The organism is Chitinophaga hostae, from assembly GCF_018224885.1.
In the GTDB taxonomy this organism is placed as follows: domain Bacteria; phylum Bacteroidota; class Bacteroidia; order Chitinophagales; family Chitinophagaceae; genus Chitinophaga; species Chitinophaga hostae.
The window spans coordinates 214146-229690 of sequence record NZ_JAGTXB010000002.1 but is presented as its reverse complement, the minus strand read 5'-3'; the positions used below and the strand labels follow the sequence as shown (position 1 = coordinate 229690).

The following is a 15545-nucleotide window of genomic DNA, read 5'->3' as shown; positions in this document are numbered from 1 at the left end:
AGTTTCAGCAGATTATGCAGTGGCCGCACGGGCTACAATAGCCGCCTGCGGTACCTCCACCCGGTCTTCTTCAACAGGCACCTCATCTCCTACCTCCGGTCCGTTCTTTGCCAGCTCGCTGCCTTCTTTCTTTGATTTAAAAATAGGCCACAGCAACTGTGCATACCATTCTTCCTCTTTATAATGTTTCAAACCATATGCCGCCGGATACTGGCGCGTAATAATACCGGTGCCAAAAATCAGGTCCCAGATAAAAAACATATTGCCAAAATTACCCTTGTAATTGCCAATGCCATCATCCGTAGTATCGGCGTGATGCGCATGATGCGTAGCCGGTGTTGAAATAAGCCGCTCCATCACCCACCCCACCGGATGCAGCCAGCGGATAGTATAAAACGGCTTATCCCATTTTATACTGGAATGCGCAGCGGTAGTGATGAGCGACTTGATACCGCCCACAAAAAGGGCAGCATATCCCAGCCCAAAATAAGTAAGGGTAACAGTGAGGTATATCTGCGAAAAAAACATCGTATAAATAATATTCTGCCGGCCGGTCATGGCCATACCCATATACGGCGCTGAATGATGCGTACGATGGAACCTCCATAACAGCGGCAGCTGATGATGCAGCCGGTGATACCAGTACTGGGTCAGATCATCGGCCACGGCCATAATGGCAAAAGCCCACCAGAACGGCACCCACACAAACGCATCTTTTGCATTGGGTAATACCAGCGGTAAAAGCTGCAACCCGAAATAAGCAATCATAGGGCGTAACACCAGCTTCGGCAAAATGAAACATACTACATCCAGGATACGCTCATTCTTTGTCCATTTATTTTCATATAACCCCACGGAAAATTCTACAATACCCACCACCAGCATAATAGCCGGCAGCCCCCACGTTTTCAGATTGTTAAATATCGCCTCCACAAAAGCCGGCGCGCGGAACGAAAGCTGCTCCGCAGCCGGATGAAGCCAGGGCTTGCTGCCGCTGAGATAAAACCACGCGAACATAAGCGCTATCGGTGACACATAAAGCAGCAGGCTAATCAGGGAATCCCTTCCAATTACCTGCAAGGGCGTTTTTGCGGTTGTTGCCATGATAATTATTTTTTTTGATCAATGATTTTGATGAAGGAGATAATGTAAAAACCAAATACTACCCGCTACTATTAGCAGCGGAACCAAGAATATGATGATCCCGATAGCAATTTTTTTCGTCAGTAAAACAAGATCTGCGAATGTCATAATCCAGGATTTAATAATTAAGGATGTATAATTTCAATATGATGCAGCTTACCGGTAAAATTGTAAGGCGATGTGTATAATGGCGACACTGCGGATCCCTGATCCCTGCCCACATCCAGCCCTTCATCGTATGGCGAGATGGTGGCATCAGCTTTAGTAATGGCTCTTTCCGCCACTTTTTCATCGTTGATATATAATGCCTCGGTACCCGCCGGGTCCGTCAATTTTGCAGCGCGGGTATACTTCAGTTCATAACGGAGTATCGCTTTACCCACCGGCACAGTTTTACCGGAAGTGAGATCCGTTAGCTTGCCGTTATTATTATGCACCGCTTTTAATTTTCCCTGCTGCACAAAAAATGTAAACCCTGAGAAACGGCCACCCACGCTTAGTAACACGCCCTCATTGCTGACGCTGCTCAATTCTACATCCGCCTTAACGATAAATGATTGTTCCGAAAGAAACGGCGCTGAGCGTGTAGGCACCTGCGTTAGGCCGGGGTACAAAATGGCCGAAGATCTGCTATCCAGCGGCCCCCTGGTAAGTATAGCGGGGGTAAGACGCGTAGTATCTCCCAGCAAAGGGTATACGTTATATTTCTTCGCCTCCCTGTCAAAAAGGGCCTGCAGTTCCTTCAGTTTAGCCGGGTTGCCGGCAGCCAGGTCGTGCTGCTCGTTGAAGTCTTCATCCAGGTGATACAGCTCCCACTTATCAGCAGAGAAAGGAGTACCGCGCTGATGACTGACCGCAGCCTTCCAGCCGTCTTTATACACTGATCTGCCGCCGGCTATTTCATAATATTGTATATGATGCCTGCCAGCCGCTGCGGCATTATTAAGGGTGTAAGCAAGACTTATCCCTTCCAGTGTATCCTGCGGATAACCATTAATAACCTTTGGAATACTTAAACCGGCAATTTCCAGCACAGTAGGCGTAACACTGTTCACATGCGAATACTGCGTACGAATGCCTCCTTTCCTGATCAGCTTCGGATAAAAAATAATGAGCGGGTTACGTGTACCTCCTTCGCTGTTGGCATCCTGCTTCAGGTAGCGGAAAGGTGTATTGGCAGCCTGGGCCCAGCCCACCGGATAATTGGGACCTGATGCGGCGCTGCCGATTCTATCATACAAGCTGTCGATATCTTTTATCCTTTGCTCGTAATTTTCGCTAAACAAACTACCGTCGATATACTCATTAATACCATGCACATGGCCACTCAAGCCGCCTTCCTTACTCGCGCCATTGTCGCCGATGATCAATACAACCAATGTATTATCCAGCTGTTTGGTATCACGCAGATAGTTTATTAGTCTGCCTACCTCATAATCGGTATGCGATAGGAAGCCTGCATATACTTCAAAGAAGCGGGCAAATACTTTCTTCTCTGTGGGAGAAAGCGATTCCCACGCTTTTACACCGGGGTTGCGTGGCGGTAATGTGGCATTAGCCGGTACCAGCCCCAGTTTTTTCTGGCGGGCCAATACCTGCTCCCGGTAAGCATCCCAGCCGGCGTCAAATTTCCCTTTATACTTGTCAACCCAGGAGCGGTCTACCTGGTGCGGACCATGTGTAGCGCCAGGGGTAAAATACAGGAAGAAAGGTTTATCCGGGGCCGCGGAGTGTTGTCCGGCGATATAGGAAATAGCTTTGTCCACCAACACCGTAGTCAGGTGTTTTCCCTGCAGATCAGGCTCTACTTTTATCGTATTTTCCCACAGTGCAGGGGTATACTGGTCTGTTTCTCCAGCCATAAAACCAAAAAAGGCATCAAACCCCCGACCGGTAGGCCAGCGGTTAAAAGGCCCTGCCTGCGTAAGATCCGGGCTGGGAGTTACATGCCATTTGCCAACAGCGTAGGTGTTGTAACCATCTTCCCGCAGGATTTCCGCGATCGTACCTTTTTCAAAAGGCATATAACCATTATGCCCGGGCAGGTTCACGGCAGCGTCAATAACAGTAGGTACATTCACCGAATGGTGATTACGTCCTGTCAGTAGAGAAGCCCGCGTGGGGGAGCAAATGGCAGTAGTATGGAAATTCGTATATCGCAGCCCGTTATTAGCCAGGCTATCAAACACCGGTGTTTCCACGAGGCCGCCAAATGCACTGCTGGCACCCCAACCCACATCGTCCAGCATAATATACACAATATTGGGAGCGCCTGCAGGCGCAACAGGATTAAAGGTTACAGGCGTAACAATGCTCTGTGAAAGAGTAGGCCCTACATTACCTTTATAAGGCTTTTTCGGGCTATACTGGGCCAATACAGCGGTATTGATACCCAGCAGGGTCAATGAAATAAAAGGTCCGGAAAGCAGTGAAAATTTCATTTTGATAATAAGTTGTATTGACCGATAAATTATTTATCCCACCATAGGGCAGGTGTTTGATAACCCGATCCCCCAGGAGTATTTCTATTCAGTGATTGTTCATTTTGCGGATACGGTATTCTCCGGGGTATTTGCCCGTTCGGGTTAGCCACACTGGTAGCATTTTTTGCCAGCGGCAGGGCGGGATAACCGGTACGACGATAGTCCGACCAGGCCTCCGGCTGCAGGAACAACGCAATGTATTTTTGTGTGATCAGCGTATTCAGGTCAGTTGCAGCAACACCACTGAGTGTAGTCTTTGCCGTTATATAAGCTGTTTGCTTATCTGGTGTGGCATATGGATCGGCAGGATTACTGACTACACGGGAAAATGAAGAACGGATGGCCGCGTCGAAGGCTGTTTTCACCAACGGGTCGGCAGGATTGATTCGCCACCGCGCTTCTGCCTCCAGGAACTTGGCTTCTGAAAAGCTGCTGATAATAACCGGTGATGTAGCAGTGCCATAAAAGCTGCCGATCACCGAAAATGCGCCGGGTACGCCGGGTGCACTGCCCCTGTAGGTGTTGCTGCCGGCCGGATAAGTCGTTGCAAAGTAAGCCCTTCTCGGGTCTACCAGCGGCCCTTCCGGTTTGGTGGCGGCATCCGTAACTTCGTTTCCGTTCAGCAGGTTTACAAATGAAGCCCCCAGTCCTATCCATCCCGGCCTGTTGGTATTTTGCTGGTAAAACGGATTGGCATTGGTGGTGGCAGCACCGAATACTACTAACGCATCCGCAGAATTATCCGCTATTCCCCGGTAACGGGTACCATCATACAACGCCTTTAGCACCTGTTGCGCGGCATCTGTGCTGTTGATTTTTGAGAGATGAATAGCATACCGCGCTTTCAATGTATACGCCAATGACTTCCAACGTTCCACATTACCGCCGTATATCACATCGTCAGCAGCCGGCAATGCGCCCTGGTTGTCGGTCGCAGGCACGGAAAGATCGAGTATGGCCGAATCCAGCTGCTCCTGCAATGCTTTGTAAATATCTTGTTGCTTGTCGTACGCCGGGTTGGTAATATTATTACCATACAGCGATTCCTTATAGGGTATATCTCCAAAAAGGTCTGTTAATGTGCCATAGGAGTAAGTGCTGAGGATGCGCGCAATACCGCTGTAGTAAGGCAGTTTCTGCTGTGCAGCGGCAGTTTTTACAATCTTCAGTTCATCCAGCACATCTCCATAGAACCCGCGCCATGTCTGGTTAAAATACTGGATCGACGAAGTATAGTTGTCAAACGAAGCGGCATCGCCGTTGGCGCCGGAAGCCTGCTGTATGTAGATGTTGGCGACCAGGCCGGCGTTAACGCCCAGGTTAAAGCCCAGCGATACTTCGGCACCGGTCAGTACTGCACTGACAGACACCTCCGTAGAGGCGTTTGGGTTAACATTGGTATCGGACAGCGAGCAGGATGCCGGCATCAGCAGCATACTAACTGCAACGAATAAACGCACATTGATTTGATTAAATATTTTCATGTTGATAAGTGCTTTATTAATTAAAAGGAAACGTTTAGCGCTATGCCATAGCTCTTCGTGTTAGGTGTTGTCCAGAAGTCAATACCGGCGGCGTTAGACAAACCATTTCTGCTGCCCAGGTCCGGATCACTGCCGGTGTAGTTGGTCGACAATAAAAAATTCCTGGCAGTGAGCGTAACGCTGGCGGCGGCAATATGTGCAGGTTTTAATAGCTGCTGTGGCAAAGCATAAGTGAGATTAACATCCTTCAGCTTCACCCAGTAAAGATCATGTTCTACGTAAAGCCCTTGTATGTTGAAAGTATTGCGGTACCATGCCTGCGACAGCTCAGCTTCAATAGTATTGGGTGCTCCTTTGGAGGCAGTTACGCCATCAAAAACAGTTTTGGTGCCTCTGGCTACCGTCGACGCATCTACGCCATTAAACACCATCTGCAGCCTCGGCGCATTGAAGATGTCGAAACCAAAACGCCCATCCAGCAAAAAGGAGAAGGTAAAGGACCCATACCTGAATTCGTTGCGCAGCCCCACATTAAAGTCCGGGTTGGGATCACCGATCCTGGTAAAGTTGCTGTTCACCAGTGGATAACCATAGCTGGCACTGGAAGGATCATCATTGATGATCGGCTTTCCTGCTGCATTCCGTTTCACATCTGTGCCGTAAAACACGCCATAGGGCTGCCCTGCCTGCCCGCGCGCTTCCATCCAGATACCGCCCAGGCTTACGTTGGAAATATTATCAGTGATGTAGTTAACACGACTCACATTTTTATTAAACAATGCGGTAGCTGTCCAGGAAAGTTTTCTGCTACCCAGAATGCGTTGCTGCAAACTGGCTTCCAGACCCCGGTTTACAATATTACCTGCATTGGTAAGCGTGTAGGCGGCGCCGGTAGAATAGGGCAATGTAACGGGTATGATCTGGTCCTTGCTGCTGTTGTTATAGTAAACAATTTCCAGTTGCGTTTTGTCATGGAAGAAATGCAGGTCCAGTCCGGCTTCCCAGGTGCTGATGCGTTCCGGCTTCAAGTTGGGATTACCGATGGTGGAACTGTAACTAAGACCTTGTTTGCCATTAAAAGGAAAACTAATGGCGCTTTGTATCCAGCCACTGCTGGTAGTAGGCACATAATAGGTTTCAAGTGAATATGGATCAGCATCATTTCCTACCTGTGCATAGGTAGCACGTATCTTACCAAAATTCAGGATACTGTGATTCCAGTGAAGCGCATCTGTAAATATAAAACTGGTGCTGGCAGAAGGATAAAAGAAAGCGTTCTTTCCTTTGGCCAGCGTAGAGGTCCATTCATTTCTTCCGGTCAGCTCCAGGTATAACCATTTCCTGTAATCCAGCTTTATATCGGCATATCCTGCTATGAGTTTTTTACGGATAGTTTGATTAAATGTTTGAGTAGAAGAAGCATTGGAAATATTAAAGTTACCGGGAATAGTCAATCCGTCACCACGGGTATTAACCTGGTTTCGCCAGGAATTATAATAGTTATACCCTCCTACTACCGTAAGATTCAGATCACTGCTCAAGCGTCTGTCAGCCACCAGTAATACATCAAGATTATTATCCCTGCGGGTGTAATTCACATCGTTGATGGTACCGGTGGCTACGCCGGAAGTACCGCGGCTGAAAGCGCCTTTTCTTACATCGGTATAATAATCGATACCATACCGGGCAGTGGCTTTTAACCAGCTGGTGATTTCAAGATTGGCTTCTGCAAAGGTGATAAAGCGGTTTAATTCATCCGTTTGCGGATTCATATTAAGCGACCAGTAAGGATTGTCCCATCCAATACCGTTTGCATATGAGCGGCTGTCGCCCCAGGGTTTTGCGCTGGTAGGCGGCAATTTATACGACTCGGGGTGATCCCAGGGATTGGAGTATCCGTTGGTGATGTCAAAGTTTACAGCAGAATTCATCAATGCCCGCACTACGTTGGTATTAAATCCGCCCATTAGCGCACGGTTACCCGCGCCGTCTTTGATATAATTCAGTCCACCGGACACTTTCAGCCGTTCATTTACAGCGTAGTCGCCGTTAAAACGGAAAGTATGTCTGTAGAAATCGGTAGTAGGAATGATCCCGGTTTGTTTCAGGTTGCCATAGGAAAAATAATACCCGGCATTACCTGTGTTACCATAGAAGCTGATGTTATGATCGTTCGTATAGCCGTTCACGAAAAACCGATCAATATTATCATAACGGTTTACAGGTATGCCGTTGGAGCTGGGATCGCTCTTGCCTACAATTGTTCCGTTTTTATCGAAGTTGCCGGGAATGGAACTATAGGTCAATGTATCCAGCAATGCGCCCCAGTTTTCATCGGAACCGGTGATACCGGGTTTCACATATTGCCCGCCGATACCATTGGAGAAACTGGTTTGCCGCGGTTGCATGCGACGGTTAATTTTATCAACGGTAAACGAGCCGCTGTAGCTCACACCAAAAGATTTATCGGTGAGTGAACTTCCTCTTTTTGTGTTGATTACCACTGCGCCGTTGGCAGCCCTGATGCCATACAACGCAGCGGCAGCCGGGCCTTTTAATACAGTCAGACTGGCAATATCTGCACTATTGATATCGATGCCCCTGTTAGACGGAGTAGCGAGCGAAACACTGTTGGAGATAGGTGATATATCCTGGATAGAATTGTCGACCGGTACACCATCTAAAATAAATAAAGGTGCATTACTTCCCAGCAGGGAACTATTTCCCCTGATTTTTATAGTAGAAGATCCACCGGGAGATCCACCGGAATTATTGATCTGCACACCGGCTACCTTTCCGCTGAGCGCTGCTACCACATTAGGTTCCCGGCTGTCTTTCAGCGCAGCGCCTTTTATTTCACCCACGCTGTAACCCAGCGACCTGGTAGCACTTTTGATGCCAACGGCTGTTACCACTACTTCCGACAGCGCCTGTTGCTGTTCCAGTTTTATCGTACTGTTAAGATCATTTTTTGTGATGACCAGCTCCCGCGACTGGTATCCTACAAAGGTGACAATAATTGTTTGCGGCAGTTGCGTAAGCGACAACTCAAAAGAACCAAGTGCATCGGACTGAGTGCCTGAGTGACCGCCCTTAACGCGTACAGATGCGCCCGGCAGGGCTTCCTGCGTTTTGTTATCAATAACTTTTCCTTTTAATAAGGCAGGCGCCTGTGCAAATGCGCTGCTGGCAATGAATAATAACGCAGCGCACCATACTGCCTGTTGTAGATATTTAAGCATACAAATGAAATTAGATGTTGGATAGACAGGGCAATAAATGGCCATTACGGCCGCTTTACGCGCCATGGAGATGACCGGATATATTAATCTGGAATGTTCAGGAAGTGCCTAACAGCAACAACAGCAGCAAACGGAAAGTCTTTTGCCAGCTCTGAGTGATTTACTACGCCTATTGTTGTGCAATAGCTGATTCATGGTTGAAAATATTTATAAATGGAAGCCTGCGTCGCTTCAATGAAGCAACTTCAATAAAGAATGATAATTTCAACTTGCTTTGTATGGTGGGACAAAGACTTGTTGCCGGAGGTACCGGCGTTTGGTGGTGGTAAATTCTATTAGTCTACTATAATTGTAGACAAATATACAACGGGGTTTTCGAAAACGCAAGCCTTTACTGAAAAAAATATGCAGCGGCCACTTCACTTCTTAATTTTGATATTTATTTTAATTCATTAATGCAACATTGTTGCATTAATGAATTAATGCTTATCTTTGCCCTTACAATGAAAACACCAGCAGACAAAAACAAGTCCGAGGCAACAAGTTTCTGGGAATCGGCTTTTGTGGAAAAGCAAGCCATGTGGGGATTTGAGCCTTCTGAATCCACCATTCTGGCGAAAGACTTCTTTCTCCAAACGGGTATTAAAGACCTCTTGATCCCCGGCATCGGGTATGGCAGGAATGCAAAAGTATTTGTGGACAACGGCATCAAGGTAACCGGCATAGAGATTTCAAAAACCGCCATTGATATGGCCATTACCCATTACGGAACCGGTATGAAAATTTATCATGGCTCCGTAACAGATATGCCGTTTGATGATCATCTTTATGATGGAATTTTTAGTTATGGGCTGATCTATTTATTGGATAGCGAAGCGCGGAAAAAATTTATCAGGGACTGTTATGATCAGTTACAACCCAACGGCTATCTTTTTTTCTCCGTCATATCCAAAACATCTCCTAATTATGGCAAGGGGAAAGAGATCAGTAAAGACCGGTTTGAAGCAACAAAGGGCGCTGAAATATTTTTCTATGATACGGCATCTGTACAAGAGGAATTCGGGCAATATGGATTGGTTGATTTCTTTGAAATTGAAGAGCCTAATAAAATGATGGCCGGTAAGCCTTCATTCAGATTCATTATTGTAAAATGTAAGAAGGCGTAATGGCAGCCAGGCAAATTTCCGTCATAGAGTCTAAAAAACAAAAAAAGAGAATGGAAAATTCCATTCTCTCTAATTCAGTTGCCCAACCTGGATTCGAACCAAGACAAACAGAACCAAAATCTGTCGTACTACCATTATACTATTAGGCATCGTTAAACGGGATGCAAATGTAGTTTTTTTCTCAAATAAAACAACATCTGCAAAAAAAATACAGTTATTTCCTCACGGCCAGCGATGCAATACCCAATGCTACGGCATCTTCCACACCGCCCACAGCCGCGTCTTTCACCCCTAACCTTTTCCCCGTTTCCCTGCGCAAATAAAAAAATGCATAGGCTGCAGCCACTGCTGCTACGGCGCCTATAAGGCCGCCTTTCCAGGCTTTGCTGCCTTTTGCCTGGTAGAGGGTAGCGCCGGCCAGCGCCCCTGACAATGCCCTGCCGGCTATACCGGTAGCGGCTATACGATCACCAATGCCTGGTGCTTTGTCCATCACCAGCTCACCCGCCGCCATCGTTTTTAAAAAACGGGCTGTAACCGGCTTTTGCATAAAGCCCAGTGGCGACTTTCTTAGCTTGTCGGAAGGATGCTGGTTAACAAAATAACTGGTGAATGCAGGCCCCATAGCACTACGCATTCCGGTGACCACACCTAAACAAACTGTCTGAACTAAGGAAGGTATAATTGCTTTTTTCATACCAGCAGGGCAACAATCATTGTGCCATGCATGCCAGCCATTTAATAGATACTTAATAAAATAATTTAATACCTAACAATTTGCTTATTAGTTGACAATAATTTCTGTAGCGACTTTGTAGTTGCTTTATTTCCACCGTGTAGACATCGTGTAGTACGCACATTTCCACAACTGCTGTCAGCGCATCCTACTTTTGCCGCACATCATTTTAAATCAAAAAAGCTATGAAAACAAAACAATGGGCCATGATTGCCTATATCACTGTTATAGGATGGATAATAGCCTATGTAAAAAGTAAAGAAGAAAGGAGCGCCCTGGTAAATTATCACCTGGAACAAGCCCTGGGACTTATTATCGCCAGCATCGTCTGGTCTGTAGCCATAGGTATTGTAGTGGCCGTGTTACCGGCTTCATTAGCAGGGATACTCTCTGTTGCAGGTTTACTCCCACTGGTATTTATGATTTTTGGGATCATCAACGCCAGCAATAACGCGCAACAACCTATACCGTTGATAGGAAAATTGTTTGAAAACAGGTTTGTTTTCCTCCGGGGTTAATCCAGGTAAGTGCCCCGTGAATAGAAGATGTAAATAAGCCCCAAAGCGCCCGTTGTAAGTAACATCCCGGAATGCGGCCGGCAGGAAACAGTCAGCCGCATTCCTTTATTGCACAATACTCATCAGGTAAGCATCCAGCCCTTCTTCCTTACCCAGACCGAGTTTCTGCTTGATCCGGTAACGCGACATGAGGATACTCTTTGGCGCCACACCCATACGGGAAGAGATCTCTTTAGTCGACAACCCCATCGATATATAAGAGCAATGCTTCAAATCGAGCCGTGTAAGGGTATTCCCTGCCTTCTGCTGCAACCGGCTGAAAAATTCAGGATGAACATTTTCCAGCACCGTTTTCGCGGTTTCAAAATCTTCATCCATGCGGCGATGCTGATCTATCATACGGGTAATTTGTCCTACGATATTACCCTCGCCCGATTTCGCGGCCAGCTTCTCCTGTAAGGTCTGCAACAGTTCATTCTTCTGCTCCACCTGTAAAGTACCCGCCAGCAGGTCTTTCTGCAACTGCTCTTTCTGCGCCTGTATCAATTGTTGCTCCACCTGTAAACGGGCAGCCTCCTCACTTTTCAACCTTGCCTGCAGATCGGCTTCCTGTTTTTGCAGTTCCAACGTTCTGGTTTCTTCTTCTTTCAACCGCATATGTAATACCGCATCCTGTTTTTCCTTCTCCAGCAATGCCTGCTGCTGCATGGTGGATTTCAAACGGAAATGATAAGCACGGAAAAGGAATAGCAACAATAGTATACAGGCAACGATCAATATCACATATACAATATTCAACTTTTTATTAAAGGCAGCTTTCTCCTGCAGTGCACTTAGCTGCTGCTCCCGTTCTCTGGTCTGGTACTGCGCTTCCAGCCTTTTGGCAATCGACATTTTCTCTGCATCAAAAACAGCCGCATGATACCTGTTGTATTCACGGGAATAGTTCAACGCTGCTGCCAGGTCGCCCTTCTTTTCTGCTACTTCCGACAGGGAACTCATAAAATGCGCCATCACGTTATTGTCGGGAGAAGTAGACCGCTGCAGGGTTTCCAACCCTTTTAATAAAAGTGCGGAGGCCCTATCGTAATGTCCGTCAGCTATTTCAAAGCTGCTCATCATCCCATAACTGCTGGCAATAATTTCCTGCTGATCCGTTGCAATCCCTATCTCCAGGGATATGTCCAGGTAATGCAGCGCAGAATCGCGGTAACTGCGTGGAAAATATGCGGCATACAGGTTGGCCGTGTTTAACGCCACCAGCCCTAATATACTCGGAAAACTGATCCTGTTTTTATTTTGCTGGTAATAGGCAATCGCTGCCCGGTTGTAGTAGAGCGACGAATCCAGCAGTTTACGTGCGCTGGTATCGGCTGCAAACCGGTGCTCATAGCTTCCTCCGATAGCCTGGTAGGCATTACACATATCATCCGGATCGGGGAAACGCCTGCTGGCATCCAGACTTGCAAATGCATAACGCGACTGGTTTTCCAAATCATCCCAGTCAGCATAAATAGAAGAAAGATTATAATAAATACTGGTTTCAAAACTGTTGGGCGGATGCCCTGCACCATATTTCAACGCCTGCTGAAAACTCTTCACAGCATCATGCGGCTTACCTGTTCTGTTCTCCAGCCAGCCTTTCCGGTACCACACATTCTCCAGGGTCAACGGATCACCCGACTGCTCCGCCAGGGCAAATGCACTGTCCAGCTGCAACCGCACTATCTTTACATCTTCCTGCCCAAACATCAGCGACACCAGCGACGAATGCGATTGTGCGGCATACTTACTATCCTTTAAGGAACGACTCATCGCTAAAGCCACCTGTGCATTGGCAAGCGCTTCCTTATGATCATGGCTTAATAACGCACGGCTCAGTTTTAATCTTGTTAATACCTGTTCTTCCGGTGTCAGTGAAGGCTGCCTTAATACCTGTTTTAACGAATCTACCACCGTTTGGGCAACAACACCTGTCATAAATACCCCGTTAACAAGGGCACAAAACAAAAATACCAGCTTCCATTTGATACAGTTCATCCCGCAAAAATACTATTTGTAGTTGTTTTGTAGATATAAAAAAAGAAGGTCTGTAGTATCCTTGTAGATATGGCAAACACCTGAAATCCACTACAGCATTATACTTTTGCCATAACGTTCATTTTTTCCGGAGCAGTGTATGGAAATATTAAAAAACCGGCATCCTGAGTCTGAACTTGCCAACGCATATATACGGCCTTTCTTCCTTTGTTAGTTATCCCAAATTCTTTTTTTACTTCATCATAAAAAAAGAAAATGCAGTAAACCGGGATAAAACCGGTTTACTGCATTTTAAAACAAAACTCCTTTACTATTGCTCCAGGTGTTGCTGATCTTTTAGTAACTGCTGTTTTAGTTGTTCATACTCCACCTCCTGCACCGCTTTCCGGCTATTAATGGCCAGTACCGCCGCCGTAGCAGCACTTTGTCCAAGGATCATAAATACCGGCTCCATCCGGATAGATCCATATGCAATATGCGATGCCGACAGGCATACCGGTACCAGCAGGTTACTGCATTCCTGCTGTTGGGGTAATATCGCTCCAAAAGCAACCGGGTATGGATCTTTAATATCCACCCCTATATCTCCCTCATTCTGTACAAATCCATCTTTTTTCACATAGCGTTGTGCGTTATGAGCATCGAGCGTATAGGATCCCATGCCGATCGATTGAGGCACCCTGCTCTTCCCCAACACTGTTTGTTCGGTCATTACAAACATTCCTTTCATACGCCTGGCTTCACGGATATATAACTGGTGCGGCCAATGGCCATTGTCAGTAAATTCATCGGCCGACAAGCCCCATGTTTTCATACGGGCCTGTACAGCTGCCGGTACCCGGGGATCATTGGCCAGAAAATATAAAAGCCCCTGCTGGTATACTTCATGTTCGTGGATAATTTCTTTGCGGCGGGCGTAGCTGGCCTCCGGGTAGTCGTAATTCATCCCGATGTTATCCATGCTGAACGGGCCGTGATTATTCACATCGGTTTTATGGTTGGGGATCAGGTCAAATTTATTAAACACCTCATTCCAGCCACTGTCCAGCACCCGGGTCAGCAGTTCATACTGACCGGCATCATAACCTTCCGGTTGGGGAAAAGGGATACGGTTGGCGGCATGATCGGTCAGGCATAAACGAAAACAATAGGCCTGTATCCTATGGTCTGCCCCTCCTTTCACACCGGGATCCCCCCCTGAAACACGGGGCAGCAGCCCGCTCCGCGGATCGCCGGCAATCCGGTAAGGACTGATGTTTTGCTTAAAATAATGCCCGTGATGTAAAACACCCGTTTGCACGCCGTTCCAGGTTTCGCCATAGGTGGCATTCGCTTCGCGCCCTGTGGTATAGCTCACACCGGCAGCAGCCATCAGGTCTCCTTCGTAGGTGGCGTCAATAAATACTTTTCCGGTATAAGTACCACCGCTTAAGGTGGTGATCGTTTGCACCTTGCCCGCTTTCTTTTTTACGCCCTGCTTCCTGTCGAGCCATTCGTCCCGGTATACACGGATATTGTTTTCGCGTACATAATCTTCAAACACCTGCTCTGCCACATGTGGCTCAAAAATCCACATAGTGCGGGCAGCACCATCAATCGCCGGCGTGCCCTGCCCCTTATTTCCATACTCCGATGGCTTTTGCCAGTTCCAGGTATCGGCCAGTTGATAGCGCTGCCAGATACGATGATAAAAATCCCTTGCCAATCCACCGATCACCGATTTATTACCAGTATCTGTATAGCCAAGTCCACCGGAAGAAAGGCCGCCCAAATGTTTATCCGGAGACACTACGATCACCGATTTTCCCATTTTGTGTACCTGCACGGCGGCAATTATGGCCGCAGAAGTACCACCGTAAATAATTACGTCGGCCTCATAAGCAGGCGCATTTTTTCCATTGGAAAACAGGTAAGAAATTAACAGCACCGCTGTCAGTACAGATATTTTTCTCATGCAAACAATAGTTTTTTAAGATATGCAGGATAACTTTTCCCATCTGTTCCCCCGTCGCCAAAAGTGATACTGTCGCCGAAGCACACCACCCGGTTTACCGGCAGCTGCTTCAGCCGGATATATTCAAAAAGAGCCACTGCCATAGTTCTGTATCCTGCCGGTGTGGGATGTACGCCATCCGTTTTCTTACTGTTCACTACATTCTGAATAAGACTTTCTTCTCCTTCACCTATATCACCCACCTGCTGAAAAATAAAATGCATATCCAGCAGCTCCTGCCTGTAATCCGCCGCCACGCTGCGGATTACCTCATTCACCCGCCGCTTCCGCTCCGCATGGCCCTCCGGTGCATAAAAGGCAACAGGATGACGGGTATGCAGGTAAGGTTCATAAACCGGCAGGATAGTCATCAGCAAAACCCGGCTCTTAATCGCCACCAGCCGGCTTACTATCTCCCGTAAATTCTTTTCATACTGTGGTAAAGGAATATGTTTGAGGGAATTCATATCGTTGGTACCAATTTTCAGGATGGTCAGATCCGGTTGGTGCGACAGGCAATCTTTGTCCATCCTGGCCAACAGGTCTGCCGTATTATTACCGCCAATTCCGGCATTAATAATGGTTCCATCTTTTTGGGCGGCATAGGCCACTGCAGGAAAATATTTGGTTTGTACAGCAACGGTAGCAGTGAGCAATCCTGCCTGTAAAAAGTTTCTGCGATGCATTGGGTAATGTTTTATATCCTGTCATGAACAGCCATTTCGCCTGTATTTTTATAA

10 protein-coding genes and 1 tRNA gene are annotated in these 15545 nt (G+C 47.1%); 2 read left to right on the top strand and 9 right to left on the bottom strand.

Translation table 11 applies throughout. The features are described from left to right. Window positions 1-12 precede the first annotated feature (12 nt). The 4 genes from KE626_RS05220 to KE626_RS05205 form a co-directional block, all read right to left on the bottom strand. Window positions 13-1104, bottom strand: a complete 1092-nt coding sequence (locus KE626_RS05220; protein ID WP_249207274.1) for a sterol desaturase family protein — start codon at window positions 1102-1104, stop codon at window positions 13-15. A gap of 164 nt (window positions 1105-1268) precedes the next feature. Then, complete coding sequence (locus KE626_RS05215; protein ID WP_211971807.1) at window positions 1269-3584, bottom strand: arylsulfatase; 2316 nt, start codon at window positions 3582-3584, stop codon at window positions 1269-1271. A 29-nt stretch (window positions 3585-3613) separates the two neighbouring features. After that, complete coding sequence (locus KE626_RS05210) at window positions 3614-5110, bottom strand: SusD/RagB family nutrient-binding outer membrane lipoprotein (RefSeq protein WP_211971806.1); 1497 nt, start codon at window positions 5108-5110, stop codon at window positions 3614-3616. Window positions 5111-5130: 20 nt separating this feature from the next. Continuing rightward, window positions 5131-8352 carry a SusC/RagA family TonB-linked outer membrane protein gene (locus KE626_RS05205; protein ID WP_211971805.1) on the bottom strand — a complete coding sequence of 1074 codons (3222 nt, stop codon included), beginning with the start codon at window positions 8350-8352 and terminating at the stop codon, window positions 5131-5133. A 503-nt stretch (window positions 8353-8855) separates the two neighbouring features. Between KE626_RS05205 and KE626_RS05200 the strand changes: the two genes are divergently transcribed. Continuing rightward, on the top strand, window positions 8856-9518 hold the full coding sequence (locus tag KE626_RS05200; RefSeq protein ID WP_211971804.1) for a class I SAM-dependent methyltransferase: 663 nt from the start codon (window positions 8856-8858) through the stop codon (window positions 9516-9518). A gap of 78 nt (window positions 9519-9596) precedes the next feature. Here the strand turns inward: KE626_RS05200 and KE626_RS05195 are convergent. After that, window positions 9597-9667, bottom strand: a tRNA-Gln gene (locus KE626_RS05195). A 65-nt stretch (window positions 9668-9732) separates the two neighbouring features. Beyond that, window positions 9733-10215 (bottom strand): DUF4126 family protein, encoded by a 483-nt coding sequence (locus KE626_RS05190; protein ID WP_211971803.1) that lies wholly within the window; start codon window positions 10213-10215, stop codon window positions 9733-9735. A 224-nt stretch (window positions 10216-10439) separates the two neighbouring features. On the opposite strand from KE626_RS05190, the gene KE626_RS05185 reads away from it, so the two are divergent. Next, window positions 10440-10772 carry a magnetosome magnetite crystal formation protein family gene (locus KE626_RS05185; RefSeq protein WP_211971802.1) on the top strand — a complete coding sequence of 111 codons (333 nt, stop codon included), beginning with the start codon at window positions 10440-10442 and terminating at the stop codon, window positions 10770-10772. A 105-nt stretch (window positions 10773-10877) separates the two neighbouring features. On the opposite strand, the gene KE626_RS05180 is transcribed toward KE626_RS05185, so the two are convergent. From KE626_RS05180 to KE626_RS05170, 3 genes are all read right to left on the bottom strand, one after another. Further along, window positions 10878-12812, bottom strand: a complete 1935-nt coding sequence (locus KE626_RS05180; RefSeq protein WP_211971801.1) for a helix-turn-helix transcriptional regulator — start codon at window positions 12810-12812, stop codon at window positions 10878-10880. A gap of 310 nt (window positions 12813-13122) precedes the next feature. Continuing rightward, the gene (locus KE626_RS05175; protein WP_211971800.1) at window positions 13123-14766 is read right to left on the bottom strand and encodes an FAD-dependent oxidoreductase; all 1644 of its coding nucleotides are present in this window, start codon (window positions 14764-14766) and stop codon (window positions 13123-13125) included. Then, window positions 14763-15491, bottom strand: coding sequence for an SGNH/GDSL hydrolase family protein (locus tag KE626_RS05170; protein WP_211971799.1), 729 nt, complete (start codon window positions 15489-15491; stop codon window positions 14763-14765). Before KE626_RS05170 ends, KE626_RS05175 begins: the two co-directional genes overlap by 4 nt. Window positions 15492-15545 lie beyond the last annotated feature (54 nt).